Consider the following 26,421-nt stretch of genomic DNA (forward strand, 5'->3'; position numbering starts at 1 on the left):
AGGTCCTGCGCGCACCTACAGCGTCAGCAGCCACGCTTCCAGCGCCCGGGTGTCGCGCATGTCGCCCGTATAGCGATGATCGGGCACGTGCGGTTCATTCGAACCACGTACCCGCCCACGGAACACCTTCATCGGCACCGAGATCCTGGCCAGCCCGCTGGGCAACCGCTCCGGCCGCACGTCCATGTACAGACTGTCGGCGGAGGTCTCGACGCCCACCTGCACCGCGCCCAGCCGCTTCCAGAGGTCCAATGCATCCAGGCAGGCCGAGCCACAGGAAGCATCGGCCACAACCAGGACCCTGCCCTTGCGCACAGGTCCGGCCTGGCTTGCGGCGAATGCTGGATCTGCGCTGGCCTCGGATGGCTCGCGCCACAAAGCCTCACCCCGGCCGCGAGCCTGCGCCATGCCTGCCGTCACCGATTCCAGCATGCGACGCAGCTCAGGCGACGCGTCGGGCGCCTGTTCCAGCTTCTGCAGGAAGCCGCGAAGCTGGGCGATGTTGCCCTCCGAGGTCCGCCACTCTACCCAGCTGCGGTCGGGCAGCGCGTCGACAGCGGCCCGGCCCCAGATCAATCGCGCCAGTTCGATGCTCCATTGCGAAGCACCGCCAGTGTTGCCACGCACGTCCAGCACCACCGTCGGTGCCTGCTGCAGCCCTTCGGCTTGCGGAGCAAGCTGTTCAAGCAGCGCGGTCAGTTCCTTGAAGTTCTGCTCCGCAGGGTCGGCATTGAAGCTGCTGGTGGTGATCCAGTAACTGCCATCGGGCATCGCGTGCCAGCCGTTGGGGGGACGGAAGCTGCGCCGGGTATCAGCCAAGCGCTCCTTGCGCTGTGCTGCCTGCAGCGGCTGCCACCGCAGTGCATAGGATGTCTCGCGTCCGCCCACCTGGAAAACGCAGGTACGCAATGCAGGCACGTAAGGATTGCCCTGTTCGAGCAGCACTTCACCGCCACCCTGGATGCGGCTGGCCTGCAGGTTCCAGCGCCCGTTGAAGTCACCCACCCGGCGTACAGCCAGCGTCTGCGCATCGATGCCATCGCAGGCCAGCATTCGAGCCCCCAGCGGCGGATGGCCCGGACCACCATCCACGGTCATGACCACCTGTGCGTCGCCATCGAAGCCGGTCAGGAAGCCGGGCCACTGCGTTGGAAGATCGGGAGCATCGGCAAGCGCATTGAGGCTGACATGGCCATCATTGAAGGAGGCCGCATAGCCCTTCATCGCCCACCAGTAGCCCGGGGAGCTGGCGACCCGTTCCGCGCGCGAGCGTGCAAGCGCCAGGGCATCGTCCAGCTGTGCGCCGAAACCAGGATTGCGCAGGTCCACGGCGCCCGGATGGCTGCCGCGCATGGCGGCGTCGGCAGCGTCCAGATCCTTCAACAGCGTATCCGACCAGTCGATCGGCGCGCCTTGCGCGGTAGGTGCCGCAAGCGCTGCACCGAGCAACAGCCATGCAATGACCATGGATTCTTCCCTTCCCCGGAACAAACGCCAGTCTCGCAGTTCTACTGCCTGACGTACCGCGCCCGCCGCAACGGGCGCGGCCTTCCATCAATGCAACGGCACCTTCAACACTGATGGCGCATTGGCCGGCGAACTGAAAGTCACCGTGCCACCCAGCTGGCTGATGCCCGCGTACCGCAGGTCCACGGTGTCCACCACCAGGGTCAGGCGGCTGCCGGCCGGAAGGTTCCAGCTGCTGGCTTCCAACCGCAGGTCGATGGTCTTCGCCTGCCCCGGCGTGGCACCACGCAGCGTATAGGGCTTGTGGCTGATCAGCTGGCCGTTGCCCAGCACATCCTCGGCGTACAGGTAGGCGTACAGCGTGGTGTTGGCGCGGCTGGGCGTGACGGTCAAGCGTACCTCCGGCGTTCCATCCAGGCGCTGCGCACTCCACTGGATCGGCCCCTGCCAGACACCTGCGGCGTTGCGGCCCACGAAGGGCACATAGGCACCGGGCGGCAGGTTGATCATCTGCAATGCACCGGAGGCCATCGCCACGCCGGAATTGGCGGCGGTCAGCAGCCCGCTGCCGATCCGGTAACTCCAGCCGGTGCTGCTGCCGCTCGCGACGAGGCCGCCCGTGGGCAGCAGAAGCCCTTTGGGTGCGCTCAGCGCATAGCTGACAGCGCCGGCATTGGTCGCCTGCCAGTTCGGATAGGTACTCCAGCTGCCCTTCTGCGATTTCAGCTGTACTGCAGGCTGGCGGTCGATGCCATTGGCTTCACCCTTGAGGTAATGGTCGAACCAGTCGCCCACCGAATCGTAGACCTCGTTGGGAACACCCAGAGCGCCAAAGGCTTCGTTGAGCGCATGATCGCCGTGGCGCAACTGCAACTGCTTGGGGCCTTTCAACCGGGTGAAGAAATCGACCAGCTGGCCCGGCGGGAACAGGCTGTCGTTGAAGGCGTTGGCGAGGAACACCGCTGGCTGGTTGGCGTTGATCTCATCGATGCTGGCCCCGGGGCTGCGCTGCGCCGCCACCGGCAACAGCGAATCCACCGCGCCCTGGTAGTTGCCGACCAGTACATTGCGATTGATGGTCGTCAGTTCCGGTCCCGGGCGGCCGGTGGCCAGGCCGGCTGCCACCAGCAAGGCGATGCCCTGCGCGCTGGGGGTGTCGTTGCTGTACAGCGAGGCCTGCAGATCGGCCCAGCCACTCAGCGCCGCCACGGCCTTGATGCGTGGATCGCGCGCCGCCGCCAGCAGGCTGGTGCCTGCGCCGTAGGAGATGCCCGAAACGCCGATCCGGGCGGGATCGGCCCGGGTGTTGTCCAGCGCCCAATCAATCAGGGCGCTGACATCTTCGACGGTGGCTGGCCCTGCGATGTCGATGCTGCCGCCAGACTCCCAGAAACCCCGCGAACTGTAGCTGATCACCACATAGCCGCGCCGCGCCAGCGACTGCGCCACCCCCACATACTCCACGCTGGGTACCGCCCAACTGCTGGGCATCACCAGCAGTGGATAGCGCCCGCTGCCCGCGTCCTGCGGTTCGATGACGAAGGCCCCGAGAGGCGTTCCATCCCAGCTGGGAATGGTCCGGTGGGTGGTCTTGACCGTAGCGGCCCAGGCGGTGGGCGCCAGTCCGGTCAGCAGGATCAACAGCAGCAATACCTTGCGCATCGTCGTCTGTCCCCGTCGGTGGTGGTGCAACGGGTTGGACCGTACCAGTGCGAATGGTGGGTGGCACCTTGCGACGCAACATGACGTTTGCTGCATTGCCGGCCTATGGGATCGATGCTATGAGAGCTGGGCCCCAAGGATGAATGGACGTCATGAGGTCACGCTTCCTGCTCTTCGCTGTACTGGCGCTATGTGCGCAACGAACCGTGATGGCCAACGAGCAGGCGTTCTCCGATGCGGCGGCCCGCGAGGTCTTCCGGCGCGCCGAACAGCTCTGCAACGGAGACCGGGGTCGATTGTGGGGTCAATCCCTGTGCGGGCCGATGATGCTGGTGGATCCAAAGAGCCGGCAGGTCATCGCCTCGCAGTCAGACGCACAAGGTGCGCTGAAGGAGCGCGGCAATGTGTTCGCAGGCCAGCTTCCGTCTGATGCGATCGTCGCCAACACCGCCGTGGACTGGTCCGGCACACGCTGGACGCAGCTGCTCTGGCCATTGCCGCAGGACGCGTCCCGACGCAGCACGCTGCTGGCTCACGAAATGTTCCATCGCCTGCAGCCGGCGCTGCCCATCATCGCACCGGCGGCAGGTGGAAACGAACACCTCGATACGCTTGAAGGACGCTACTGGCTGCAGCTGGAATGGCGCGCGCTTGCGGACGCACTCGAATCCACCGATGCAGTAGCGCAGCACACTGCGATGACGGACGCGCTCGCATTCCGCGCCGAGCGCTACCGCCGGTTCCCTGCGGCTGCGCAGGAAGAAGCGGCGCTGGAATTGAACGAGGGCCTGGCCGAGTACACCGGCGTGTTCGTCGGCAATCCGACGCCGTCGACACGTATCCAGGCGGCACTGCATGACCTTCGCGCACACGTGGGTGATCGCAGCTTCGTCCGCTCTTTCGCCTATGCCACCGGCCCGGCCTATGGCCTGCTGCTGGACCAGGCGGCACCTGGCTGGCGCGGCGACCTCGCCCACCAGGCTCGCGATCTCGGCACGCGTCTGGCCGAAGTGACGCAGGCCCCATTGCAGCTGGACGCGACCGCGCTGGGAGCGGCTGCCGCGCGCTATGACGGGCCGGAGCTGCACGAAGCCGAAACGCTGCGCGAGCAGCAGCGCCTTGCGCAGCTGGAACACAACCGTGCGCGCTTCGTGACAGGCCCGGTCGTGCGCCTGGATCTGCGCAACATGCGCATCCAGTTCGATCCCAACACCATGCAGCCGTTGCCAGGCCAAGGCATGGTGTATCCAGCAATGCGGCTGTCCGACATCTGGGGCAGCCTGGATGTCACCGACGGTGCGTTGCTGCAGAGCGACTGGAAGGTCGTATTCGTGCAGGCCCCGGCAAGTGCTGAACCGCCACTGGAGGGGCCGGGGTGGTCGCTGAGCCTGAAGCCGGGATGGTCGCTGGTGCCGGGAACACGCAAGGGCGACTACATGTTGAAGACGAACCCCTGACCACCGCTGCAGGCAGCGCGGCGTCCTAGCACGCCTGCGTTTCATCCACGCGCCACATGATCTGACACATCTCCAGTGCTTGCGCGCTGTCACAGCTTCGTCGTTTCGCCATTGACCGAAAGACGACAGCTTGTGACGCTTACGACACCGCACGGCCTCCGCGGCCCTGTCATCGCGGTCACGTCCCACGCATTCCGCACTACCCGACTACGCAGTGTCCTCACATGACCTCGCTCCGGCCCGGTCGTAGCGGACGGCTGCGCCCTGAACTTCTGCTGGAGAATCGCAATGCGCCTTGCAGGTTTCTTCTTCGCGTTCGTCCTCAGTACCTTCGCCGGTGCCGCCCAGGCCCAGGTCGTCACCCTCAACAAGGGCGGCTTCGTGCTCACCTACGACTGCAGCATCCACAGCGCCACCCGCTACGAATACACGCTCACCGCCGACACCGGCTCCGCCGCGCGCCCGTCCAGCTTCTACAAAGACCCGGACCTGCCGGCCGGCTGCCTCGGCCAGAACAGCACCGCGTCGTATGCCAGCATCCGCAGCGGCTATGACCGCGGCCATCTGGTGACCTCCAACCACATGGACTACAACGCGACCTACATCCGTCGCGCCAACTACATGACCAACATCGTTCCGCAGGTTTCCAGCTTCAATCAGGGCGTCTGGGTGAAGGCCGAGAACGTGGCCGAGTGCTACCGCGACATCGCGCCGGTGGATGTCTATGGTGGCGTGGTCTACGGCGACGCCTCCAACGACTACTTCCTTTCCAGCCACGGCATCCCGACGCCGGAGTTCTTCTGGAAGACCATCATCACCCGTGACCCGAACACCGGCACCGCCAAGGCGATCAGCTGGATCATTCCCAACGAAGCCAATCTGGGCAGCCTCGACAGCTATCTGGTGACCATCGCCGACCTGGAGGAGCTGCTGGGCGCCAGCTATGTGGCGATCAACGCGCCCGCTTCGTTGAAGAACATGCTGCCGGCCACCACCTGGCCGCAGCCGGCGGGCTGTGATCTGGGCTGATCCGCCAGGACGCCCGTGCGGTCGCGATTCCGGCCGCACAGGCGCACTTCGCCTGGACAGGTACGGCGCACTTGGATTCAGTGCTCTGCCACCTGCACCACCACTTTGCCGAACGGCCCCTGCTGCAGTGCTGCCAGTGCCGCAGGCAGGCCGGCGAACGGATGCACGCTGTCGATGACAGGCTGCAGGCGCTCGCGTTCGATGAAGACGTTCATCGCCTCGAAGGCCTGGCGATGGCCAACCGAAACCCCCTTCAGCGTCGCGCGGCGCAGCATGAGAGGAACCGCCGGCATGTGCAGGTCGGGATCCTCGAGGAAGCCGATCTGCAGGATGTGCCCGCCCACTGCGAGCGCCTCCACGCTCTGGGCGAGGTTGCCGCCTCCGAGCAGCTCAAGCACATGATCGACGCCCTGCCCTCCGCTCAGCTCCATCGCTCGCGCGCCCCATGCAGGATGTTGCCGCGTGTTGATCGACGCCCATGCACCCAGCCGTTCTGCAAGGGCAAGCTTGCTGTCACTGCGTGAAGTCACGATTACCCGGGCTCCCAGCCGCTGGGCGAACTGCAGCCCGAACAAGGAAACACCACCGGTCCCCTGCACAAGCACGGTCTGGCCAGGAGCGAGTTGGCCGGCCTCGACCAGTGCAAACCAGGCCGTCAGCGCCGCCACCGGCAACGTGCTGGCCTGCAGGTCAGACAACGAGGGGGGCGTAGCGACTGCCACGTCCTCCGGCAGCACCACATACTCCGCCAGCACGCCCGGCAGCGGACCGCCCAGGGACAGTCCGTGCTGCAGCATCTCGGGCGGAGGCGCGCCATCGAGCCACTGCGTCCAGAAATTGCCCATCACCCGCTGGCCAACGCTGAAGCGTCGCGCTGGGCTTCCGGTTTCGACAATGACGCCGGCCATGTCCGAAGCGGGAACAAACGGGTGTGGCAGCGGACCGGACAACAGTCCGCCGTCGATCACCAGGCGATCGCGGTAGTTGAGCGACACGGCACCGACCTTGACCAGTACCTCACCAGGGCCTGGCCTGGGAATGGGGCGCCGTACGCAGCGCAGGTGAGCAAGGCCCGGGGCATCGAGCTCCCAGACCTTCATGGTCGAAACAGACATGGGAAATCACTCATTGGCGCGCGGAAGTGCGCCAGGAAAGTCTATTGACGCATTGAGGTGTTCAGTGACGGGATATTGTCGATACACTGAATCCATAAATTCCCCAATTGACGCATATGACCAGCTACAGTGCGGCGCGCCTGCAGGGCATCAGTGTGTTCGTCCAGGCCGTGGACGCCGGCAGCTTCACCGCAGCCGGTCTGCGCATGGGGCTGAGCAAATCGGCCGTTGGCAAGAGTGTGGCCACGCTGGAGCGGCGACTGGGCACCCGGTTGCTGGATCGCACCACGCGCAGGCTGGCGCTCACTGTCGAGGGCGCCGAGTTCTACCAGGTCTGCCGGCGCATCCTGGCCGAACTGGACGAAGCCGAATCCAACGCAGCGTCGCGGCGGCAAGAGGTTTCCGGCCTGTTGCGGGTCAGCCTGCCGGTAGCGTTCGGGCAGCGCTGGGTGATGCCGGTACTGATCGGACTGGCGCAACGCCATTCGCGGCTGCAGCTCGATGTCAGCTTCACCGACCGCAGGGTTGATCTGCTCGAGGAAAACGTCGATCTGGCCGTCCGCCTGGGGCCGCTTGACGACAGCAGCTCGCTCTCTGCCCGGGCGCTCGGCCGCCAGCATGCCGTGATATGCGCTGCACCCGGATACCTGGCGGCACGTGGCGTCCCGGTGCGCGCCGAGGATCTTGCCGGACACGACTGCATCACCTTCGGCCGGCAGGGGCACGCGCTGCCCTGGACGGTGCCGGACGGCTCCGGCGGGCTTGTCCAGCACCGCATTGAAGGGCGCCACCGCATCAGTGACGGCGATGCGCTGCGTAGCGCATTGCTGGCCGGGCTGGGCATTGCAGAAGCGACCACCTGGCTGGTGGGGGACGCGCTGCGCAGCGGCGCACTGGTGGCCGTATTCCCTGCCACGGGTAGCGCGGGCGCGCCCCTGCATGCGCTCTGGCCTATCACCCGCGACCTTGCTCCCAAGGTGCGTGCCGCAGTGGATGCGCTGGTCGAGGCGTTCGTTCCGTCTCCACCGTGGGAAAATACCCGCTGATCGCCCCCATGGCTGTTGTTTCAAGGAGCTGTAGATGTCCCGTTTCCCCTTCGATGCCGTGCTGTTCGACTGCGATGGCGTACTCGTTGATTCCGAGCCGCTGGTCGCCCGCGTGCTCTCGGTAATGCTGACCGAGCGCGGCTGGCCGCTGACCCCGGCGCAGGCCGGTGAGGTGTTCCTGGGCCGGTCCGTGGCCCATCTGGCCGGCCTGATCGAAGAACGCACCGGCAAACCGTTCACCGAGGAATGGCTGGAAGAGTTCCGCCAGCAGCGCAACCGCGCGTTGGAACGTGACCTGGTTGCGATCCAGGGTGCGCCCGAGGCGGTGCGTGCGATCGCGGTGCTCACCGGCGGCCGGATTGCCTGCGCGTCCGGCGCCGATCTGCACAAGGTGAAGCTGCAGCTGGGCAAGGTCGGCATCCTTGATGCCTTCGGGGCCCACGTGTTCAGCGGCCAGGACATGCCGCACACCAAGCCGCATCCGGATGTCTATCTGGCCGCCGCCGCTGCGCTGGGCGTGGACCCGAAGCGTTGCGCGGTGATCGAGGACACTGTTACCGGTGCAACGGCCGGTGTGGCCGCTGGCGCAACCGTGTTCGGCTTCAGTGAAGGCGGTCCGCACCACAGTACGCCGGAGGCCCTGCGTGCGGCGGGTGCACAGGTGATCTTCCAGCGCATGGAAGACCTGCCCGCGCTGCTTGCCGCCCATGCGGTCGACGCGGTCGCCTGACCTCGCCTCAGCCCGCAGCGCCGAGTGCGGCGCTGCGGCGCCTTCCGGCGTAGTGCAGCACGAACAGGTAAAGGCCGGTGAACAGTTGCAGGAACAGGGGTGGCAACGGCGAGTAGGTGAGCCACGCCGCAGGCTCGCCCTGTCCCATCGCGCGCACTACGAAGTTGGCGATCACCGCCAGGGTGAACACGATCGAGGTCCAACGGTGCACGGGCCGTGCCCAGCCACCGCGGCTCATTGCTGGCGCCTCGTCTCGGAGCGGGCTTCGATCATCTTCCAGCCATTGCCTGATGGATCGCGGAATCCGGCGTCCACGGCGCCATAGCGCTCGATCGGCTCCTGGGTGAACTCAACGCCCTTGGCCTGCCATTCCACATGGCGCGCCCGGCAGTCGTCCACCGCCAGCACCAGAGGCGGCATCGCACCCTTCGCCACCAGCTGTTGCAGTGCCAGAGCAGTGGCCGCGTCGTGGGTGGGCGGGCCAGGCACGAACAGGCCCAGCTGCAAGCCCTCCTGGCCTGGACTGCGTACCGTCAACCAGCGGTAACTGCCGTTGCGCACATCGGTGTGCACCTCGAAGCCAAGCATGCCGACGTAGAACTCAAGCGCCTCGTCCTGGTCGCGTACATACAGGCCGACCGTGTTCACAGTGTTTGTCATGGGACCTCCCTCAGGTGCGGTCCACGTTAGCAATCCGTTGCCGGCAGCGCTTCTCCAAAACTGCGGTATCGGCCGGCGACCGTCCCCATGAATGCGGGAATGCGTGATAGTCCGCATTTTCCAGAAATATTAAGTGCGCATTATGTGATATCAATCACTCAAAGCGTTTCAGCAGGCGTGCGATAACGGCCGCGACTCCCCAACCCGCTGCACTTCTGCACCTCCCTGGAGCGCGCCATGCAGGATGTCTCGCCGCACCAATGCAAGGTGGTATCCGAACGAAACTGGTCGCTCAGCACCTTCATGGAATTCTATGAGCGCGTGCTGAGCCCACGAATATTCCGTCCTTACGGAAAATTGCTGGCGCAGGAGATCGCTGCGGACATCCGTGCCGCACCGGGTGCTGCCGACATCCTGGAGGTCGCCTGCGGAACAGGGGTAATAACGGCCAACCTGTACCAGGACCTGGCCAAGCCTCTGGGCCTCAATCTGGTCGCCACGGACCTGTCGGCGATCGCGGTGGACGTGGCCCGGAGCGTATTGAGCGCCGAGCTTCAACATGACGTCCCACTGCTTTCCGACGTCGACATGGCCGCGCTGCCCTTCGCGGACAACAGCTTCGACATCATCGTGTGTGGTTTCGGCTTGATGTTCCCTCCCGACAAGGCCCGGGTTGCACGCGAATTCAGGCGCGTACTTCGCCCAGGAGGCAGGGTCTACGCTACGGCGTTCCACTACAACCAGTTGTTTGAACTGGCACGCCAGCAGTCGCAGAGGCACTTCGGCATGCCATCGCGATTGATGGATGCGGCCCTGAGTCTGACCGATCCGTCCCCCATCACGCGCGCCTTCGCGATCGAGGGGCTGGACCGCAGCGACGGCGAATGCGCCGCGCTGCGCCCGCTCGCGTTCTCGCTTGGCGAAGCTGATGCCCGCGAGTTCCTCTTCAACGCGTGCATCCTGCTGGAGGAGTTCAATCAGTGCGATACCCCCAGCCGGGAACGCTACCTCGATGCGATGATGGAGGCGATCCATGTACAGGTCCCCGACCAGTGCTATCGGGTGGAGGCCTGGCTGATACGCGGCACGGTGGGTCCGACGGGCGTGGCCCTGCCAACGGTCATTCCGCCCGCTGATTTCAGGCCCTTGCTCGAGTTCCGCAACCTCTCGCGCCTGACGACGTCACCGTGCCCTGTGGGCTCGCAAGCTCCATCCTGCGCGCAGGCCGTGGCAGCCTTCCACGATGCCAAGGTGCAGTTCCTCGCCGACCATCCCGCTTATCCCGAGCACCAGGTCGAGGCAATGCGCCAGCAGGAGTACGCGCGGCTGGATGAGCAACAAGTGACCTACCTGGATCATGTTGGCGGAACGCTGCCACCTGACAGCCTGCTTGAGCAGGACTACCAGGCGCTCAAGAAGACCATTCTCGGTAATCCGCACAGTGGATCGAAGGCGTCCCATGCTGCCTACCAGAAGGCCTGCGATGAGATCTACGCCTTCTTCGGATGCACGCCGGAGGAGTACGAGATCATCTTTACCGCCAATGCCAGCAGTGCGATCCGGCTGGTGGCCGAATCATTCCCCTTCCAGCAGGGTTCGCAGCTACTGCTGACCAAGGACAACCACACATCGGTGCATGGCTTGCGGGAGTACGCCTCCTCAAAGGGGGCGATGGTGAAGTACATCCCCCTGGACGATGACCTGCTGCTGCATGACGGGCTGATGGAGCGTGCGTTGCAACGGCTCCAGCGCGGTGCGCCGCACCTGCTGGCATTCCCTGCGCAGTCCAATGCGACCGGCGTCCGCCACGATCTGGCGTGGATAGGGAAGGCCCAGCAGCAGGGCGCGTGGGTGCTGTGTGATGCGGCGGCCTGGGTTCCGCAATCACGGCTGGACTGCACGATCCATCGTCCCGACTTTGTCGTAGCGTCCTTCTACAAGATCTTCGGCTACCCCACCGGCGCAGGTTGCCTGCTCGCCCGGCGGGCCGCCCTCGGCATGCTAAAGCCACCCTCCTTCGCGGGCGGAGGCGTCTGCTACTACTCGGGACCGTGGTCGCCCACCGACCGCCTGCTCTACCGCGACGCCGGCCAGCGTTTCGAAGTGGGTACGCCCAACTATGCGGCCTTCCCGGCGATCGCCAGAGGCTTCGAGTTCATCGCCGCGATGGGCGGCGTAGAAGCGTTGGCCAAGCGCTCAAGCGCCCTGGCGGCGTGGACAGACGCGCGATTGTCATCCCTTCGCCACCGCATCAAGGGTGACCTGCCGCTGTGCCGGATCTATGGGCCGCCTCCCGCGCTCAAAGGCGCAACACTGATGTTGAACTTCTTCGACTGCTATGGCTCGATCATGCCGCACGCACGCATCAAGCGCGCCGCAGAGCGTTTCGGCATAACCCTGCGCAACGGCTGCTTCTGCAACCTCGGCGCCGTGCAGCAGGCGACCTACGCGACTGCAGGCGCCGAACACTGCGAACTGGACAAGACCGGGAAGATCCTCGACTGCAAGACCTTCGACGAGAAGATCCTCGAGAAGGGAGATTGTGGTGCGGTCAGGATTTCATTCGGGCTCGGATCCAATTTCGCCGACGCCTACCGCTTCTGCCTGTTCGCCAGCTGCCTGCTGGATACTGATGTCTCCGGGCTGGAGGACCCGGCAGAGGAGACGCCAGCGGAGACGGCTGACACGCTGATCGCCGGTACCGTACCAGCCTGACGCTCTACGAGGGCACTCCCTCAGGCGCATCGCGGGAGGTTGCTTACGCGGAGTGTTCGCTGGCAACCGCCTCGCGGCGACGCTTCTCCAAAACTGCGATCTTAAGGTCCGGCCGCTGTGCGGCACGCGCGTGGCATTCCGGCACGCTGGCCGACGCCGCCTGGCCTGCACGCTCACGCTCACGCTCACGCACATTGCCCGGGCTGTCACCGGTGATGTCACGGAAGATGCGGCCAAAGGTGCCCAGGCTGCTCCACCCGGTCTGCACGGCGATTTCGGTGACCGGCAGGTCGGTGTCACGCAACATCGCCACGGCCCGTTCGATGCGCCGACTGAGAAGATACCGGTGCGGCGGCAGCCCGAATGCCTGCTTGAACGAGCGGGCGAAGTGCGCCGGCGACACCGCACTGACCTCGGCCAGGCGCGCGACCGGCCATTCCTCATGGCTGGCCCGATCCATCCGGTCCTTGGCACGCAGCAGGCGTCGCAGCAGTTCGGGGCCCTGGTTCACGGCGTCACCGCTTGCGCCAGATGATGGCGTGCCGCGTGCCGTGCCTCGGCGGCCTGTTCGACCAACCAGTCACGGAATGCGATGACCTTGGCGCTCCCACTCCGCGCCGAGGGCGCCACGAACCAGAAGCTGCGACCGTCGCTGGCGACACCCGGATGCGCCTGCACCAGGCGCCCGCTCTCCAGCTCGGCCTGGAACAGGATCGGCGAACCGATGGCGATGCCCTGCCCTGCGATCGCGGCACCGACATCCAGATGCTCGACGGCGAAGGGCGTGACCAGACTCCCTGGTGCCGGCGGTGGAAGGTGCCCGTGCGCGGCGAACCACAGGGCCCACCAGTCCGGCCGACCGAGCAGGGGAATCTCCAGCGTGGTGCTGCCCAGCCCACGGGCCGCCGGCAGTAGCGCCGGCGCACACAACGGCATGAAAACGCTGGGGAACAAGGGCGTGGCCTGCAACCCAGGCCACTCGCCATTCCCGTTGCGGATGGCGGCATCGAAGTGGCCGGCGGCAAGATCCTGCGGCTCTGCCGACAGATCCAGTTCCAGCAGGAGCTGCCGATGGCGGGCGCGGAACGTACCCAGCCGCGGCGTCAACCAACTGGTGCCCAGCGTTGGCAGTACGGACAGGCGCAGTCGCGCCGCATCCATGCCAGCGGCGCGCATGAAGCTGGCGCGTAGTGCGTCGAATGCCCGGGTGGCTTCCCGCGCGACGCTGGCACCCACCACCGTCAGTTCCACGTGCTGTGCGTGGCGCAGGAACAGGCAGGTACCGGTCTGGGCCTCCAGCCGCCGCACGTGATAGCTCACCGATGCCGCAGTGGTGTCGAGCTCCTCGGCGGCACGCGCGAAGCTGCCCAGCCGCGCCGCCGCCTCGAAGGCGCGGATGGCGGCAAGCGATGGCAGCTGGCGTTGGGTGACCATAAGTGTGGCTTAGCCTGAGCCCCGATATCTGCGTGGTCAATCCCCTTCGTACCCGCAACGATGGGGGCACCTTCGGTAAGGGATCACGCATATGGATCGACGGCAGTTTCTGGTCACCCTGGCCGCCACGGCCGCGTCCGCCGCCCTGCCCTCCGGGTGGGCCCTGGCCAGCCACAGCGAAGACTGGAAATGGTTGCAGGGCAACTGGCAGGTCCGGCACCAACGCCTGCAGGAACGCCTGGCAGGTGACACTCGCTGGGAGTCCTTCACCGGCGCCAGTGCGGTCTGGCTGACCTTGGGCGGGCTCGGCACCATCGATGACAACATCATGGCGCTGCCTTCGGGCCCCTACAGGGGCCTGGGCGTGCGTGCATTCGATCCGGTGTCTTCCACGTGGTCGATCTGGTGGATCGATGGCCGCAACCCTGCCTATATCGAAGCCCCCGTGCGCGGCGCTTTCAAGGGCGATGCCGGCAGCTTCCGCGGCACCGACCGGATCGACGGGCGCCCCATCGAGGTCTGGTTCCGTTGGCATGACATCCACGGCGAGGAGCCGTGGTGGGAACAGGCGTTCTCCGACGATGCCGGTGCGCACTGGGAAGTGAACTGGCGCAACTGGTTCCGCCGCACAGCTGCGGTCCCCTCTCCGCTTCCGAAGCTGCCGGATGTACCGGGCGATTTTGATTTCCTGGTGGGCCATTGGAATGTGCGCCATCGTCGCCTGCGCGCTCGGCTGGCAGGCAGCGATGCGTGGGACGCGTTCGACGGCACCCTGCACAACTGGCCGGTGCTGGGAGGATTCGGCAACGTGGGTGACAACCTGATGGACATGCCTGGAGCGCCGCTGCGAGGCATGGGCATCCGCGCCTGGAATGCGGCGGAGCGGCACTGGCTGAGCTGGTGGCTGGATGGCCGGGAACCGACCCGGATCGGCGCGCCGCTGCGCGGTGGTTTCGAGGCCGGTGTCGGTCGCTTCTTCGGCGAGGACCAGCACGACGGACGAGCGATCCAGACGCGGGTGATCTGGTCACGCATTACCCCGCGTTCGGCGCGCTGGGAACAGGCGGCCTCGACCGATGGTGGACGCAGCTGGGAAACCAACTGGGTCAGCGACTTCGAGCGACAGGCATGAAGGCGCTGCTGGCCGTGATGCTGCTGGTGTCTGCATCGCCTGGCGCGTCTCCATCCAGGGTGCTGCAGATCGTCGGCCCGGCCGAGCGCTTTGCTCCGGGCATTGCATCCACGCAGTACGACGAGATTCGACTGACCTTGAGCCCGGACGGAAAGACCGCACTGTGGTTCAGCCGCAACCGGCCCGGCGGTCCGGGTGGGTATGACATCTGGGTCTCCCGTAACGATGGGCAGCGCTGGCGGCCGGCGACGCCGGTGCCGTTCAACACGCCGGGACGTGACTTCGATCCCGCCTTTTCCGCCGATGGCCGCGTGGTGTATTTCTGTTCGGATCGAGAAGGCGGCCAGGGTGGTGACGATCTGTATCGGGTCAGCGTGGGGAGCGACGGCCGATTCGGGGAACCGGTCAATCTTGGCCCCGCAGTGAACAGCGCGGCCGATGAGTTCGCGCCGATGCTCTCACCAGACGCAGCCACGCTGCTGTTCTCCAGCAATCGTGCAGGCGGTGCGGGTGGCCATGACCTCTACGTCGCAGCGATCGTCCGTGGTGAGGCGCAGCCCGCGCGGCCACTGCCCGGAGACCTCAATACCTCGGCGCAGGAGTTCGATGCCACCTTCCTCGGGGATGGCCGTACTGTGGTCTTTGCCCGCGCTCTCGACTTCGGCAGCGCACCGGTGCGCCAGTTCATTGCTTACGAACGTGGAGGCCGTTATGACGCGGGCCATGCATTGCCCTCGCCCTTGAACGAGACCTCCGGCAACAGCTACGGCGCGATGCTGGATGGCTCGCAACCCGGCACGTTGACCTATTCGGCGCGGCGTGCGGACGGTGCAGGGTTGGACCTGTACCGCATCCACTACCGGATGAAGCGCCCTTGAAGGCGGATGTTGTCGATTCCCGGCGCCCCGGTTCGTCGAGAGGATGAGTACCCCAGGAGAAAATGCAGATGCCCTCCCAACAGTCCCTTGCCTGCGCCTGCGGCCAGGTCCGCCTGACCGCCACGGGCCAACCCATTGCCACCGTCGAATGCTGCTGCGACAGCTGCCGCAAGGCCGGCGCCATGCTGCAGTCGCTGCCCCGAGCACCCGAAGTACTGGGCCCGCACGGCCAGACGCTTTTCGTAATGCACCGCAAGGATCGCGTCAGCATCGACGCCGAACATTCCATGCTGCGTGCGTTGCGCTTGTCCAGCAGGGGCGGCAGCCGCCGCGTCCTGGCGGGCTGCTGCAATACGCCGCTGTTCCTGGAGTTCAGTGGCGGCCATTGGCTGAGCCTGTATGGCCTGTTGTGGCCCGCATCGGCAAGACCCGCCGTGGAGATGCGGACGATGGTCAGTGATCTTCCTGATGCGTCTGTCCTTCCGGACGATGTGCCGAACCTGCAGACCCGGTCGCTGCGGTTCCATGCACGGTTGATGCAGGCGTGGATCGCCATGGGCTTCCGCAGCCCACGCATCGAAGTCGCGGGAGATAGCCATGTCTGAGCCCGAGCGGATCGAGATCGAGAGCATCACCACGCCCGGGCACATCCAGCGCGTGGATCGTGCCAAGTATCTCGCCATGCGCCATGCCTTGCTGCAGGCCCTGCCTGCGCAACCGCCAGGCCTGACCGTTGCGCAGGCCAAGCAGGCGCTGCTGCCGCACCTGCCCGCCGCCCTGTTCCCGGCAGGCGCCACCGCCGGCTGGTGGTTGAAGGCCGTGCAGCTGGACCTGGAAGCCAAGGGCGTGATAGAGCGCGTCACGGGCAAGCCGTTGCGCCTGTTCAAGCACCTGGCGGCCGGCTGATCAGCGCTGCGCAGGCAGCTCCAACCGGTGCTTGCGGCATAGGCGATACACCGTCACCCGCGAGATCTGCATCTGCCGCGCGCACTCGGAAACGTTGTAGCCGGTCTGGCGCAGGGTCTGCAGCAGCACATCGCGCTCGGCCTGGCCCCGCGCATCGTGCAGCATCGCCCCAGGCAGGACCGCCACCGATGCGCCCAGCTCCAGGTCACGCTCGCTGATCAGCTCGCCCTCGGCCATGATCGCCGCACGCTGCACACGGTTCAGCAGTTCGCGTACGTTGCCGGGCCATTCGAAACGCCGCATGGCCTGCAGTGCGGCCGGCGCAAAGCCGCGTGCACGCACGCTGTGGCGCTGCCGGAAACAGCGCAGGAAGTGTTCGGCCAGCAGCTGCACATCGGCACCGCGCTCACGCAATGGTGGCATGAGCAGGCGCAGCACGTTCAGACGGTAGTAGAGATCGCTGCGGAACCGGCCCTGCGCCACCGCGTGTTCCAGCTCCACGTGGGTGGCAGCCAGCACTCTCACATCCGCCCGCAACGGCTGGCTGCTGCCGACGCGCTCGAAGGTGCCTTCCTGCAGTACACGCAACAGGCTGGTCTGTGCCTCCGACGGCAGGTCACCGACTTCGTCCAGAAACACCGTGCCGCCGTGCGCGGATTCGAACACGCCGATCTGCCGCTTGTCGGCACCGGTGAACGAGCCACGTTCGTGGCCGAACAGCTCCGACTGCACCAGGTTGGCCGGAATCGCACCACAGTTCACCGCAATGAAAGGCCTCCCAGCACGCCCCGACAACGCATGCAGCGCATGTGCGGCCAGTTCCTTGCCTGTACCGGTTTCGCCGGTGACCAGCACCGGCAGCTCCACCGGCGCGAACTTGTGCAGCACCGTGCGCACCGCATGCAGCGCAGCGCTTTCACCAATCAATGCGTGCGGTCCCTGCCCGCTGCAGGTTGCGTCGACAGGCGGATCATCCGCATCGAACTGCTGGCGCATTGCGCAGACCAGATCCTGCAGGCCGAACGGCAGCGTGAAGCGGGCACGGCATCGCTGCAGCAACGGCAGCCAGGCCGCTGAAGCAGGTCCGGCACCCGGTGGCAGTACCGCCAGCCAGGATAGATGCTGGTGCTGCTCGATCCACGGTACCAGCAGCTGCAGCGCGACCGCATCGAGGTGGCGCAGATCGAGCACGGCAAGCAAGCGATCGCGCCCGCGCAGGCCAATCGCCATGGCGGGATCGGGACGGATGCTGCGCACATACCAGCCTGCTGCCGCCAGCGCACTGCGCTCGTTCGCCAACGGCTCGCCAAACCAGAGCACGCAACGTGACGTTGAAGCCTCCGGGACCGCTGCCATGCTTCCCCCAGCATCCGGACACCGTCGGCGGACTGTCAGGCAATCACCGGCGTGCCGCCCCCCGCCGGGACCTCTACGGCCACCGGGGCGGCCTTTGTTGGGCGGATCCTAGCGCTTCCCTAAACGGCGGCGCAATGAGCAGTGCGTCAAGAAATTCCTGGCTGAAGCGGCACCGTTGCAGACCGCGACGCCACCTGTAACACGGATGCGACAGTCGCCCGCCGCCCTTGCCCTGCAGTGCCTGGGGCTTCGAAATCCCAACAATTCCACGACGTGCCTGTAACAGCGTGGCAGCAGCCCGGTCAGGTGCGGCACGGTGCCGACATTGGCCGGTGGGCACTTCGAAGTTGGCACGGTTGATGCGTGGTTCCGCCGCACCCATCGCGGGAGATCGGCATGGACGGCTCCACCCTGATTCGCGGCCTGGCCGCAGCACTGGCAGTGGCCCTGCTGTCGGTTGGCGCGGGCGCATCCGCATCCGGCGCCCGCCAAGGCGTGAAGGCACAACCGGGCGAGATCGTCCTGCTGCGGGATGTATCCGCGCGCCCGGCATATCGCATGGCACCGCCGGGCATGGCGCTGATTGCCGACCCGAAGCCGCAGCGCGAGATCGCCACCGCATTGGGTGCCGGCGGCACAACAACCGGCATGGACGAGTTGAGCGATGAGGACTATGCCGGCATGGGCGCCGGCCAGGCCGCGTCCATCACGGCGCCGGGTGGCACCACCGTTGAACGGGTCACCCAGCAGGCCCTGGGCGGCACGCTGGGCCGCAGTGGCGACGGCATGGTCGGCAGCAATCTGGGGGGTGCCATGAGTGGGCCGCTCGGAGCGGTCGGCAGCAGCACCCGCGGTATCGCCGATACCGTGCGCGGCGCACTGGCCCAGTTCCCGCTGCAGGGCACGGCCCCGGCAGGTGGAAAATGAAGGCGCTGCACGGGTTGCTTCTGCTGCTCGCTGCCGCGCCCTGGGCGACCCGGGCCGATGACTACAGCGGCATGCTCGCCTATCTCGACGTGGCCCGCATCGACGGCCACGCACTCGCCGGAACAAATGGCGCCATCGCCGTGAACCAGGCCGCCGGCGACCTCAACGTGCAGGCCAACCTACGGGGTATCGCCAAGGGTGATCGCGCCGATGTCGCGATCAATGCGCGGCAGCTGCAGCAGGGCAACCGCGTGCTGTCCGGACCGCTGCAGGCCACTGCATTCATTGGCGGTGACGCACTGGCCGGTGCCAGTGGCATCGCATCCATCAACCAGGCCAGCGGCATCGCCAACACGACGCTCAACGTCGTCAGCGCGACGCTGGCCCGACAGGGCATACGCGAAACCGACGATACGGCCTTGGCTGCCGAGGGTTCCGCGTTGGCAGGGGGGCGGGACGACACCGGTCACGGCGTCGCGACGGGCACCCGCAGCGCAGGTGTAGCCAGCACCGCACTGCGGGGATTCGACGGGGTCCTGCAACTCAATCAGATCGCGGGCAACGGCAACGACACGGCCAACGTATTGGGCCTGGTCGTGCAGGACCGCCCGTGACAACCACCCAACCGATGCACCACCTGATGAGAGAGAGGGCACCATGAAAGCGACCGTCAAACAGACCATGCTCGCCATGGCGATTGCCACTGCCTCGACCGCCGCTGCGGCCAATGGCTGGGACAACCAGAACGCCAACGCGAACATCAATCACAACCACACCGTCAGCGAAACCCGCAACGACACGCACAACCACACCGACAACGACGTACGCAACCGCACCGTCAATGTCAATGTGCAGAAACACAGCAACATCCAGGCCGACGAACGCAAGGAAAAGAACAACCACGGCGTCGACGTGAACCTGGAGAAGGACCTGCGGCTGAGCACCGACATCAATTTCTCCGGTGACCCGAACATCACCGGCGACATCGACCTCGACTCGGCGGCCATTGCCGTGATCGACAACCGCCAGTCGATCAGCAACAACGTCACCAGCAACAGCCTGGTCACCAACAGTGCCTCCATCGGCGACAGTGTCGGTGCAGGCGCTTCGGGCAACCTCGGCTTCAACGTGGTGTCGGGCGACAACAACGCCCAGGACAATGCCGCGTCGCTGTCCGCTGCCGACGCGTCCTTCAGCTTCGGCATGGCCGACGCCGAGGTGTTCGTCAACCAGGCCGGCTTCGGCAACGCCACCATGAACTCCGGCGTCACCAACGCCGCAGGTCTCGGCGGCAACGCCTTCGGTGGTGCTTCGGGCAACATCGGCGTGAACATCGCCTCGGGCAACAACAACGAGCAGAAGAACGCGCTCGCGGCCTCGGTAGCGACCACCGCAGTGGCGCAGTCGAGCATCAGCTCCAACCAGGTCTCCACCGGCAACACGGTCAGCAATGCCGGCTTCGTGCAGTCCTACACGGATACCGTGCAGGTCGGCATGCGTGGCGGCGTCAGCGGCCTGACGCTGGCCTATGGCGCGGGCACCTACCGCGGCACCGGCAACGCCTACCAGATGGCCAACTACTATCTGGATACATGGAATGGCGAGCTGCCACATCCGGGTGGCAACAGCACCGGCCACATCGACCTGGACAACGAGATCCAGAACGCCACGATGAACCCCAACCGGCCGGGAGTGGGCGGCCTGGGCTTCGATACGCGTGAGAGTGGCACCAGCCAGTTCGTCGAACTGGGCGTGGCCGATCTGTACGCCAGCCTCAGCGGCACGGTCAGCACCACGCGCTGGGTGAACGTCAACGCCACCAACACCTCGGCGTTGTCCGGCAGTGCCTTCTCCGGCGCCTCCGGCAACATCGGCGTGAACGTTGCTGCGGGCACCGGCAACCTGCAGGCCAACAGCCTGGCCCTGGCCGTCGCCCAGCCCAGCACCGGCGGCGGTGGCGGCAGCGGCGAGTAAGCGCAACACCCCGGCCGTCCGCCAATGGCCGGGTCCCCGGGAGCCCCTGTTCCTCCTCCCCCTTGGGACAGGGGCTCCCCCCTGCTGCCGGAGAACGTGATGAGCCGTTGCCGCCTCTCGATGCGCCTGCTGGCGATGCTGTTGTTGCTGGGTACCGCCTCCGCGTGGGCGGGCGAGGTGCGCTTCAGCGGCGTATTGCCCAATGGCGCGTTGCTGCAGCAGAAGGTGGAGAGCATGCAGGAGCGGCGCTACCGCAACGTGGTGCGGCAGCACACCGATTACAGCTGCGGGGCCGCCGCGCTGGCCACCATCCTGCGCCACGCCTACCACCTTGATACCGACGAGGCGACGGTGATCGAGGGAATGATGGGGGTCTCCGATCCCGCTCTGGTAGCCGAGCGCGGCTTCTCGCTGCTCGACATCAAGCGCTACGTGGAATCGCTGGGCATGCGCGGTCGGGGCTACCGCATCGATGAAACACGACTGCGCACCCTTCGCGTGCCAGGACTGGTGTTGATGGACGTGCGCGGTTTCCGCCATTTCGTGGTGCTCAAGCAGGTGCGCAACGGCATCGTGGAAGTGGCCGACCCGATCCTGGGCAACCGCAGCCTGGCCCTTCCGGAGTTCCTGGCCGCCTGGCCATCGCGCGCGGTCTTCGTGGTGATCGGCAGCGACTTCGATCGCAACACCGCTCTTCTGCAACCCAGCGAACGGCCAAGCGCCCGCGCGCTCTACGCGCGGCAAGGGCCGATCACCGATGCCGAACTGGTCGACTTCGGCTTCAGCCACGCCGACCTGTTCTGAAGGAGGTTCGACCATGTTCCGCCAACCGATGATGATGGCTCTGCTGCTGGCCTTCCCTTCCCTGCCTCTGCAGGCGGCAGAGGGTGCTCCCGGTCGCGGCCTGAAGGAAATTCAGGACCCGGAACTGAGCCTGATGCGGGGGCGCTACACCGTGGGTGGCAACAACGTTGCTTGGTTCGGGGTCACCATGGTGTCGCAGTGGCAGACCAGCAACGGCGCGACGCTGCAGGGCAGCCTCACCCTGGGCATGGACTTCCGTGGTGGTGGCGCGCCGAAGCTGAGTTTCCAACCCAGCGTGCATGTCACGGCAGCCGATGCGCCGCTGCCTGATACCAACGGACGCAGCATCGACAGCAGCGGTCTGGCCAACGCCAGCGGCCTGGTGCAGAGCGTGCAGGTGGCCGGCGATGGCAATGTCGCGCGCAACGTCACCACGCTGACCGTCCGCGAGGGTGGCGTGCCAGCCGTTCTCTCTGATGGCGCAGGCAACGTCACCGCGCAGCAGGCCGGCGCCAGCGCGACCGCCATGCTGGAAGGCAACCAGGCACGCCTGCTGCTGCAGGTGGATGGCCAGGGGCTGGTGCAGCAGTGGATCCGCAATGGCAGCGTCGGCCAGGGTATCGCCCTCGCCGGTGACGGCCAGATCGCCAGTAACCAGCTGCGGCTGGAGCTGGTGCGCAACGCCGTGGGCAGCAACCTGCCGTTGAGCCAGAACGTGGCCCAGGCGATTGCGTTGAACCGCGGCATGGGGCCAGGCCAGTAACAGGGCCTGGCATTGGGGGAAACGCTCCACAACGCAGGACACCAACATGCACACCCTGATGAGGATCACCCCGTTGGCGCTGGCGGCGCTGGCGGGCACCGCCCTTGCCGCACCGCCGACGTCCGACGATGGCGCTGACGTGCAGGCCCTGGCCAACCAGCTGGAACAGCTGAAGGCCAACTACGCACAGGAAGTGCGGCGGTTGCGCGAACTGGACATGCAGGTCCAGGCTATGCAGGCGCGCTTGAGCGGGCGGGTTGGCCCGGTCACGGCCCCCCCGGCCGCACCATTGGCGCAGGCGGCGGCCGCCGCGGTCCCGCCGAGCAGCGAGGGCTACGCCAGTACCGCCGCCGAGGCGCAACAGGCCAAGCAGGAGTCGCGGCGCAGCGTGGACGACGTGAAGCAACAGCAATCGGCCCTGTTCTCCCGCCGCTTCACCATCGAGAACAGCCTCACCTACGCCCGCTACGACCGCAAGCAGCTCACCCTCAACGGCTTCCTCGCGCTGGACGCCATTTTCCTCGGCAATATCGCCATCGAGAACGTGGAGTCCGACTCGCTGACCTACAACGTGGCGGCCCGCTGGGGTGTCAGCCCGAACCTGACGCTCAACCTGGACGTGCCCTACCTGGCCCGGCGCACCGTATACCAGAAGGGCGGCGCCGGCGGAGCAGCGGCCGCCATTGCACAGGAAGAGACCAACGGCAACGGCCTGGGTGATATCGGGCTCAGTGCGAACTACCGGTTGTTCGGCGAACGCGGCTGGCGCCCTGAGACCGTGCTTACCGCCGGCGTCACCGCCCCCACCGGGCGCGCACCCTACGGCCTGGACTGGAAGGTGATCGAGCGCGATGACGACGACTACATCCGCTTCGCCGTGCCGCGCGAGCAACCCACTGGCAATGGCGTATGGCAGGCCAACCTGGGCCTGTCGATGGTGAAGACCGCCGACCCGGCCATCCTGTTTGCCAACATCGGCTACGTGCACTCCATCCCGCGCGGGTTCAACGACATCGACAGTAATCCGGACACGGTGAACCCTGGCGATGTGAAGCTGGGCGGCTCGGTGTACTTCGGCGCAGGCGTGGCCTTCGCATTCAACGAGCGGACCAGCCTGAGCCTGTCCTTCAGTGACCGCATCAGCGCACGCGCTTCCACCCGCTTCCAGGGCGGCAAGTGGATGAAGGTAATCGGCAGTGATGCCAATGCGGCATCACTTAACCTGGGCGTGACCTATGCGCTGAACCAGCACACCACGCTGGTGACGCTGCTGGGCATCGGGTTGACCCCGGATGCGCCGGACTTCACGTTGGCGTTCAAGATTCCGTACATGTTGTAGCTACTTGAACAACTCGTCCCAGCCAGTCATCGGCATGGCTGGGACGGCTGACCTGCCCTCATTATCGGTATCGGCTGAATACACACTCCAGAAGTGTGTCCATCGCCTTTGAATAATTGCCCTGCAGACTATAGAGGAGCTTCATCCGGCGAAAGCGCCGTTTGATCTCTTCATCAGAGAATTCAGGCGATCCCGATCGGTTTGCGAGGAAGAACCCATCGATCACCGGACTCAGCACCGCCTCGACGAGCTTTACTGGATAGCCACGCCCAAGAATGGGCCTGATCTCTTCCCGGAATCGGGAGTAGTCAGGGACGTCTTCGAGCGAGCACTCATCAAGAAGTGCATGGATGTCGCATGCGAATGCATCGGCCTCGGCGGAGAACCGCACTTCGATGTCTGGCAACAGATCAGCAGCCCGAGCGAATGCACGATCGATCAGATCTGCAACCAATACGATCTGTTCGAACGTCGCTTCATCCTCACAGCAATCGCGCAGTGCCTGTCGCATCGCCCCAAGCCGATCTGGGAGAGCAGGATGAGAGCCCGCATCAGTCGCATGATCGCCCAAGCGTTCCAGCAAGGACCACGACTGTAGCGCGAACTCCGCAGCTGCATAGTTGAGCATGTGGAAATTCGGATCATCATCACGCGCCGAACTGGCGTGCATCGAGAGCTGCACCGCGATGTAGTCGCAAACAAGCTCCTCCTCCACGGGCCCGACGGCTTCTGGCCGCGCCTCTCGCAGCTTATCCTCAACGTCGCACATCACATGCGCGAGTTCATGTGCAACCAGAAAACGCTGAGCACGCATGGCGAGCTCGCTGGCATAGACGCGCTGATGCTTTGAGATTTCGTAGTCAGGGCCGAAACTACCATCGCACTGCCACCAGACAATCTCGCCCAGGATGCGCGCCAACTCGTCGAGCTCAAGCCCCTTGGAAGGATTGCTTTCAAGGCGAATGAGCGCACTGGAAAGAGGCCTTGCGACCCGATAGAGATACTCGGGGAGCGCTGATGTCATCACGATGCCGTAACTCCCGTCCTGGAACGTTTGGACGTATACGGCTGGGTTGTACTCGTAGATTTCCGCAGCTGAGATCCGACCATCGTCAAGGCGGCTGATGATGGACTCTGGAAGCAGGGGCCGCAGATCCTGAAGAACCATCTGCACCCGACAGGCGGCATCTGGCAAGCCAGTTGCCGCAGGTAGTTCCAGTTCCTCGGCAATCTCCGCGATCAGCTCCGGGCGCACTTTGCCTAGAGGATGATCCTGCTCCCGCTTCCGACGCTCGATGAAACTGCTGGCCTCAGTACTCATCTCATCAGCCCTTCCGCTTGAGCTTGAGCTTAAGCCCTGCCTGGGTCCCAGCAGAGAACTTCCCGAGCAACTCAACGCCGCCGCTTGCGGTTACGGCCAATGAAAGTTCGATTTCATCCACAACGACTGAAGTCGAGGCCAAAAAGCCGTCCTCCAGCATCTTCGAGAAATGTTCGGCCATCTTCCGGACACTATCATCCATTTCCATGGCACCTACTTCAACCACACGTGCCATGCCCGAACGCATCGACGCCAGGCCGTTTCTTACATTGCCTTCGGAAGGCTCTTCAACCAGAACGCGAATAACATCCATGAATCCCCCTGTTCGTCCGTTGATACTCTGAATTTCATATTGCCTCGCTCGAGGCAGGCTGATTATGTCCCGGTGGGGCGCCCTGACGCCAGATCAATCTACTGCCCGGACCTGCTGAGCCATTCGCGGCACAAGCGGTCGAAGGCAGAGACGGCATTCACCCACCGGCACCACAGCCGCCCCCGGCCACTGCTATATTCAGTCCAGCTCGGCAGGCATGGTGCCTGCCCTCGAATCACAGGGAGTTGGTCATGGGTCTGGTACAGGCGGTGAAGGGTGCGGTTGGCGGTGTGCTGGCCGACCAGTGGAAGGACTTCTACACCGTGCCGGCGGGCCTGCCGTCCACGGCGGCCCTGTTCGCGGCGGTGCCGCAGGGCACCAACGCCGGCCGCGGCTCCAACACCAGCGGCTCGTCCAACATCATCACCAACGGCTCGAAGATCATCGTGCCGGAGGGCTATGGCCTGCTGCTGTTCCAGGACGGCGCGATCACCGCGTTCGTCGCCGAACCGGGCGGCTACGAGTGGCGCTCTGACGACCTGAACTCGCAGTCGATCTTCGCCGGCGACGGCCTGGTCAGCACCTTCATCAAGCAGAGCTGGGAGCGCTTCAAGTTCGGCGGCCAGCCGGGCTCGCAGCAGGCAGCCTACTTCGTCTCGCTGAAGGAACTGCCGGACAACCGCTTCGGCACCCAATCGGAAATCTACTGGGACGACGGCTTCCTCAATACCCAGGTCGGCGCGGTCACGCGTGGTTCGTACACGCTGAAGATCGTCGACCCGATCCTGTTCGTGAAGAACTTCGTGCCGGCCAGCTATCTGCGTCCTGGCCAGGTATTCGACTTCACCGATCTGGACAACGCCGCCGCCAGCCAGCTGTTCAATGAAGTGGTCGGTTCGCTGGCGCCGGCCTTCAGCCTGTATACGAACGACCCGGGCAAGGGCAACCGCATCACCAAGCTGCAGCAGGACTCGCTGGGCTTCGCGCAGAGCCTGTCGGCCGCCGTCGAACAGGGTTACCAGTGGAAGTCGGACCGCGGCCTGGCCATCGTCAAGACCGCTATCGTCTCGATTGAATACGACGCCAATACCCGCGAACTGCTGAAGACCGTGCAGCGCGCCGATGCGTTGTCCGGTTCGCGCGGCAATTCCAACCTGCAGGCCAGTGTCGCCCAGGGCATCCAGTCGGCCGGCGAGAACGGCGGCGCGGCCGGCCTGGTCGGCGTCGGCATGGCCTCGGGCATGTTCGGTGTCGGTGGCATGCAGCAGCCGGTCACTCCGGCCGCGGATGACCCGGTCGCCAAGCTGAAGAAGGCCAAGGAAATGCTGGACCTGGGCCTGATCACCCAGAGCGACTATGACGCGCTCAAGGCCAAGGCACTGGGCCTGTAACC

26 protein-coding genes and 1 pseudogene are annotated in these 26,421 nt (G+C 65.5%); 17 read left to right on the forward strand and 10 right to left on the reverse strand.

Features of this window, described 5'->3' with window-relative positions; translation table 11 throughout:
• Nucleotides 1-15 precede the first annotated feature (15 nt).
• Both ACMZ91_RS08295 and ACMZ91_RS08300 read right to left on the reverse strand, forming a co-directional pair.
• A complete protein-coding gene (locus ACMZ91_RS08295) occupies nucleotides 16-1,467 on the reverse strand; it encodes a S41 family peptidase (RefSeq protein ID WP_049461088.1) in 1,452 nt (483 codons plus the stop codon).
• A gap of 87 nt (nucleotides 1,468-1,554) precedes the next feature.
• Nucleotides 1,555-3,129, reverse strand: coding sequence for a S15 peptidase family protein (locus ACMZ91_RS08300; RefSeq protein ID WP_049461085.1), 1,575 nt, complete (start codon nucleotides 3,127-3,129; stop codon nucleotides 1,555-1,557).
• A 152-nt stretch (nucleotides 3,130-3,281) separates the two neighbouring features.
• Between ACMZ91_RS08300 and ACMZ91_RS08305 the strand changes: the two genes are divergently transcribed.
• Together ACMZ91_RS08305 and ACMZ91_RS08310 are read left to right on the forward strand one after the other, a co-directional pair.
• Complete coding sequence (locus ACMZ91_RS08305) at nucleotides 3,282-4,586, forward strand: hypothetical protein (RefSeq protein WP_414574383.1); 1,305 nt, start codon at nucleotides 3,282-3,284, stop codon at nucleotides 4,584-4,586.
• A 288-nt stretch (nucleotides 4,587-4,874) separates the two neighbouring features.
• Complete coding sequence (locus ACMZ91_RS08310) at nucleotides 4,875-5,615, forward strand: DNA/RNA non-specific endonuclease (RefSeq protein ID WP_049461082.1); 741 nt, start codon at nucleotides 4,875-4,877, stop codon at nucleotides 5,613-5,615.
• A gap of 77 nt (nucleotides 5,616-5,692) precedes the next feature.
• Here ACMZ91_RS08310 and ACMZ91_RS08315 read toward each other — a convergent pair whose 3' ends face one another.
• Nucleotides 5,693-6,730, reverse strand: coding sequence for a zinc-dependent alcohol dehydrogenase family protein (locus tag ACMZ91_RS08315; RefSeq protein ID WP_134951284.1), 1,038 nt, complete (start codon nucleotides 6,728-6,730; stop codon nucleotides 5,693-5,695).
• 116 nt (nucleotides 6,731-6,846) lie between these two features.
• Between ACMZ91_RS08315 and ACMZ91_RS08320 the strand changes: the two genes are divergently transcribed.
• Together ACMZ91_RS08320 and ACMZ91_RS08325 are read left to right on the forward strand one after the other, a co-directional pair.
• Entirely contained in the window at nucleotides 6,847-7,776 is a 930-nt protein-coding gene (locus ACMZ91_RS08320) for a LysR family transcriptional regulator (RefSeq protein ID WP_414576580.1), read from the forward strand.
• A gap of 34 nt (nucleotides 7,777-7,810) precedes the next feature.
• On the forward strand, nucleotides 7,811-8,506 hold the full coding sequence (locus ACMZ91_RS08325) for an HAD family hydrolase (protein ID WP_414576582.1): 696 nt from the start codon (nucleotides 7,811-7,813) through the stop codon (nucleotides 8,504-8,506).
• A 7-nt stretch (nucleotides 8,507-8,513) separates the two neighbouring features.
• Here ACMZ91_RS08325 and ACMZ91_RS08330 read toward each other — a convergent pair whose 3' ends face one another.
• Entirely contained in the window at nucleotides 8,514-8,744 is a 231-nt protein-coding gene (locus ACMZ91_RS08330; protein WP_121503346.1) for a hypothetical protein, read from the reverse strand.
• Nucleotides 8,741-9,166 (reverse strand): VOC family protein, encoded by a 426-nt coding sequence (locus tag ACMZ91_RS08335; protein ID WP_414576585.1) that lies wholly within the window; start codon nucleotides 9,164-9,166, stop codon nucleotides 8,741-8,743. The genes ACMZ91_RS08330 and ACMZ91_RS08335 overlap by 4 nt, the downstream gene beginning before the upstream one ends.
• Before the next feature lie 237 nt (nucleotides 9,167-9,403).
• On the opposite strand from ACMZ91_RS08335, the gene ACMZ91_RS08340 reads away from it, so the two are divergent.
• Nucleotides 9,404-11,881 (forward strand): aminotransferase class V-fold PLP-dependent enzyme, encoded by a 2,478-nt coding sequence (locus ACMZ91_RS08340; RefSeq protein ID WP_414576587.1) that lies wholly within the window; start codon nucleotides 9,404-9,406, stop codon nucleotides 11,879-11,881.
• Nucleotides 11,882-11,924: 43 nt separating this feature from the next.
• On the opposite strand, the gene ACMZ91_RS08345 is transcribed toward ACMZ91_RS08340, so the two are convergent.
• Nucleotides 11,925-12,392, reverse strand: coding sequence for a helix-turn-helix domain-containing protein (locus ACMZ91_RS08345; RefSeq protein WP_414576589.1), 468 nt, complete (start codon nucleotides 12,390-12,392; stop codon nucleotides 11,925-11,927).
• Nucleotides 12,389-13,315: a LysR substrate-binding domain-containing protein gene (locus ACMZ91_RS08350; protein WP_414576591.1), complete on the reverse strand. Its 927-nt coding sequence runs from the start codon at nucleotides 13,313-13,315 to the stop codon at nucleotides 12,389-12,391. Before ACMZ91_RS08350 ends, ACMZ91_RS08345 begins: the two co-directional genes overlap by 4 nt.
• Nucleotides 13,316-13,406: 91 nt before the next feature.
• Here ACMZ91_RS08350 and ACMZ91_RS08355 point away from each other — a divergent pair, with 91 nt between their 5' ends.
• From ACMZ91_RS08355 to ACMZ91_RS08375, 5 genes and pseudogenes are all read left to right on the forward strand, one after another.
• Nucleotides 13,407-14,447 carry a hypothetical protein gene (locus ACMZ91_RS08355; RefSeq protein ID WP_414576593.1) on the forward strand — a complete coding sequence of 347 codons (1,041 nt, stop codon included), beginning with the start codon at nucleotides 13,407-13,409 and terminating at the stop codon, nucleotides 14,445-14,447.
• Nucleotides 14,444-15,325 carry a TolB family protein gene (locus ACMZ91_RS08360; protein WP_257471206.1) on the forward strand — a complete coding sequence of 294 codons (882 nt, stop codon included), beginning with the start codon at nucleotides 14,444-14,446 and terminating at the stop codon, nucleotides 15,323-15,325. Before ACMZ91_RS08355 ends, ACMZ91_RS08360 begins: the two co-directional genes overlap by 4 nt.
• A 68-nt stretch (nucleotides 15,326-15,393) precedes the next feature.
• Nucleotides 15,394-15,492: pseudogene (locus ACMZ91_RS08365) on the forward strand (GFA family protein); the annotation flags it as partial.
• Between the two features lie 15 nt (nucleotides 15,493-15,507).
• Nucleotides 15,508-15,930, forward strand: a complete 423-nt coding sequence (locus ACMZ91_RS08370; protein WP_414576595.1) for a GFA family protein — start codon at nucleotides 15,508-15,510, stop codon at nucleotides 15,928-15,930.
• A complete protein-coding gene (locus tag ACMZ91_RS08375) occupies nucleotides 15,923-16,231 on the forward strand; it encodes a DUF6958 family protein (RefSeq protein ID WP_106468122.1) in 309 nt (102 codons plus the stop codon). The genes ACMZ91_RS08370 and ACMZ91_RS08375 overlap by 8 nt, the downstream gene beginning before the upstream one ends.
• Here ACMZ91_RS08375 and ACMZ91_RS08380 read toward each other — a convergent pair whose 3' ends face one another.
• The gene (locus ACMZ91_RS08380; protein ID WP_414576596.1) at nucleotides 16,232-17,587 is read right to left on the reverse strand and encodes a sigma-54 interaction domain-containing protein; all 1,356 of its coding nucleotides are present in this window, start codon (nucleotides 17,585-17,587) and stop codon (nucleotides 16,232-16,234) included.
• A gap of 396 nt (nucleotides 17,588-17,983) precedes the next feature.
• Between ACMZ91_RS08380 and ACMZ91_RS08385 the strand changes: the two genes are divergently transcribed.
• The 6 genes from ACMZ91_RS08385 (at nucleotide 17,984) to ACMZ91_RS08410 (ending at nucleotide 23,394) form a co-directional block, all read left to right on the forward strand.
• A complete protein-coding gene (locus ACMZ91_RS08385; protein ID WP_049422221.1) occupies nucleotides 17,984-18,514 on the forward strand; it encodes a FapA family amyloid fibril periplasmic chaperone in 531 nt (176 codons plus the stop codon).
• The gene (locus ACMZ91_RS08390; protein WP_121503352.1) at nucleotides 18,511-19,128 is read left to right on the forward strand and encodes a FapB/FapC family functional amyloid domain-containing protein; all 618 of its coding nucleotides are present in this window, start codon (nucleotides 18,511-18,513) and stop codon (nucleotides 19,126-19,128) included. Before ACMZ91_RS08385 ends, ACMZ91_RS08390 begins: the two co-directional genes overlap by 4 nt.
• 43 nt (nucleotides 19,129-19,171) lie before the next feature.
• Nucleotides 19,172-20,488: a FapB/FapC family functional amyloid domain-containing protein gene (locus tag ACMZ91_RS08395; RefSeq protein ID WP_277778385.1), complete on the forward strand. Its 1,317-nt coding sequence runs from the start codon at nucleotides 19,172-19,174 to the stop codon at nucleotides 20,486-20,488.
• A 99-nt stretch (nucleotides 20,489-20,587) separates the two neighbouring features.
• The gene (locus ACMZ91_RS08400; protein WP_049401488.1) at nucleotides 20,588-21,292 is read left to right on the forward strand and encodes a C39 family peptidase; all 705 of its coding nucleotides are present in this window, start codon (nucleotides 20,588-20,590) and stop codon (nucleotides 21,290-21,292) included.
• A gap of 13 nt (nucleotides 21,293-21,305) precedes the next feature.
• Entirely contained in the window at nucleotides 21,306-22,055 is a 750-nt protein-coding gene (locus ACMZ91_RS08405; RefSeq protein ID WP_414576599.1) for a hypothetical protein, read from the forward strand.
• A gap of 46 nt (nucleotides 22,056-22,101) precedes the next feature.
• On the forward strand, nucleotides 22,102-23,394 hold the full coding sequence (locus ACMZ91_RS08410; protein WP_032127219.1) for a transporter: 1,293 nt from the start codon (nucleotides 22,102-22,104) through the stop codon (nucleotides 23,392-23,394).
• Between the two features lie 61 nt (nucleotides 23,395-23,455).
• Here ACMZ91_RS08410 and ACMZ91_RS08415 read toward each other — a convergent pair whose 3' ends face one another.
• Both ACMZ91_RS08415 and ACMZ91_RS08420 read right to left on the reverse strand, forming a co-directional pair.
• Nucleotides 23,456-24,715: a phage exclusion protein Lit family protein gene (locus ACMZ91_RS08415; protein WP_414576601.1), complete on the reverse strand. Its 1,260-nt coding sequence runs from the start codon at nucleotides 24,713-24,715 to the stop codon at nucleotides 23,456-23,458.
• A gap of 4 nt (nucleotides 24,716-24,719) precedes the next feature.
• Entirely contained in the window at nucleotides 24,720-25,028 is a 309-nt protein-coding gene (locus tag ACMZ91_RS08420) for a Pepco domain-containing protein (RefSeq protein ID WP_152906899.1), read from the reverse strand.
• Between the two features lie 251 nt (nucleotides 25,029-25,279).
• Here ACMZ91_RS08420 and ACMZ91_RS08425 point away from each other — a divergent pair, with 251 nt between their 5' ends.
• Nucleotides 25,280-26,419: an SPFH domain-containing protein gene (locus tag ACMZ91_RS08425; protein ID WP_414576603.1), complete on the forward strand. Its 1,140-nt coding sequence runs from the start codon at nucleotides 25,280-25,282 to the stop codon at nucleotides 26,417-26,419.
• Nucleotides 26,420-26,421: the final 2 nt, after the last annotated feature.

The sequence above is a fragment of the Stenotrophomonas sp. FR024 genome, from assembly GCF_047500745.2.
GTDB classification, from domain to species: Bacteria; Pseudomonadota; Gammaproteobacteria; order Xanthomonadales; family Xanthomonadaceae; genus Stenotrophomonas; species Stenotrophomonas maltophilia_A.

Bases quoted from the DNA above. Each gene is read 5' to 3' on its own strand.
- ACMZ91_RS08295 (WP_049461088.1), bottom strand. From the start codon at position 1,467: ATGGTCATTGCATGGCTGTTGCTCGGTGCAGCGCTTGCGGCACCTACC.
- ACMZ91_RS08300 (WP_049461085.1), bottom strand. From the start codon at position 3,129: ATGCGCAAGGTATTGCTGCTGTTGATCCTGCTGACCGGACTGGCGCCC.
- ACMZ91_RS08305 (WP_414574383.1), top strand. From the start codon at position 3,282: ATGAGGTCACGCTTCCTGCTCTTCGCTGTACTGGCGCTATGTGCGCAA.
- ACMZ91_RS08310 (WP_049461082.1), top strand. From the start codon at position 4,875: ATGCGCCTTGCAGGTTTCTTCTTCGCGTTCGTCCTCAGTACCTTCGCC.
- ACMZ91_RS08315 (WP_134951284.1), bottom strand. From the start codon at position 6,730: ATGTCTGTTTCGACCATGAAGGTCTGGGAGCTCGATGCCCCGGGCCTT.
- ACMZ91_RS08320 (WP_414576580.1), top strand. From the start codon at position 6,847: ATGACCAGCTACAGTGCGGCGCGCCTGCAGGGCATCAGTGTGTTCGTC.
- ACMZ91_RS08325 (WP_414576582.1), top strand. From the start codon at position 7,811: ATGTCCCGTTTCCCCTTCGATGCCGTGCTGTTCGACTGCGATGGCGTA.
- ACMZ91_RS08330 (WP_121503346.1), bottom strand. From the start codon at position 8,744: ATGAGCCGCGGTGGCTGGGCACGGCCCGTGCACCGTTGGACCTCGATC.
- ACMZ91_RS08335 (WP_414576585.1), bottom strand. From the start codon at position 9,166: ATGACAAACACTGTGAACACGGTCGGCCTGTATGTACGCGACCAGGAC.
- ACMZ91_RS08340 (WP_414576587.1), top strand. From the start codon at position 9,404: ATGCAGGATGTCTCGCCGCACCAATGCAAGGTGGTATCCGAACGAAAC.
- ACMZ91_RS08350 (WP_414576591.1), bottom strand. From the start codon at position 13,315: ATGGTCACCCAACGCCAGCTGCCATCGCTTGCCGCCATCCGCGCCTTC.
- ACMZ91_RS08355 (WP_414576593.1), top strand. From the start codon at position 13,407: ATGGATCGACGGCAGTTTCTGGTCACCCTGGCCGCCACGGCCGCGTCC.
- ACMZ91_RS08360 (WP_257471206.1), top strand. From the start codon at position 14,444: ATGAAGGCGCTGCTGGCCGTGATGCTGCTGGTGTCTGCATCGCCTGGC.
- ACMZ91_RS08370 (WP_414576595.1), top strand. From the start codon at position 15,508: ATGCTGCAGTCGCTGCCCCGAGCACCCGAAGTACTGGGCCCGCACGGC.
- ACMZ91_RS08375 (WP_106468122.1), top strand. From the start codon at position 15,923: ATGTCTGAGCCCGAGCGGATCGAGATCGAGAGCATCACCACGCCCGGG.
- ACMZ91_RS08380 (WP_414576596.1), bottom strand. From the start codon at position 17,587: ATGGCAGCGGTCCCGGAGGCTTCAACGTCACGTTGCGTGCTCTGGTTT.
- ACMZ91_RS08385 (WP_049422221.1), top strand. From the start codon at position 17,984: ATGGACGGCTCCACCCTGATTCGCGGCCTGGCCGCAGCACTGGCAGTG.
- ACMZ91_RS08390 (WP_121503352.1), top strand. From the start codon at position 18,511: ATGAAGGCGCTGCACGGGTTGCTTCTGCTGCTCGCTGCCGCGCCCTGG.
- ACMZ91_RS08395 (WP_277778385.1), top strand. From the start codon at position 19,172: ATGAAAGCGACCGTCAAACAGACCATGCTCGCCATGGCGATTGCCACT.
- ACMZ91_RS08400 (WP_049401488.1), top strand. From the start codon at position 20,588: ATGAGCCGTTGCCGCCTCTCGATGCGCCTGCTGGCGATGCTGTTGTTG.
- ACMZ91_RS08405 (WP_414576599.1), top strand. From the start codon at position 21,306: ATGTTCCGCCAACCGATGATGATGGCTCTGCTGCTGGCCTTCCCTTCC.
- ACMZ91_RS08410 (WP_032127219.1), top strand. From the start codon at position 22,102: ATGCACACCCTGATGAGGATCACCCCGTTGGCGCTGGCGGCGCTGGCG.
- ACMZ91_RS08415 (WP_414576601.1), bottom strand. From the start codon at position 24,715: ATGAGTACTGAGGCCAGCAGTTTCATCGAGCGTCGGAAGCGGGAGCAG.
- ACMZ91_RS08420 (WP_152906899.1), bottom strand. From the start codon at position 25,028: ATGGATGTTATTCGCGTTCTGGTTGAAGAGCCTTCCGAAGGCAATGTA.
- ACMZ91_RS08425 (WP_414576603.1), top strand. From the start codon at position 25,280: ATGGGTCTGGTACAGGCGGTGAAGGGTGCGGTTGGCGGTGTGCTGGCC.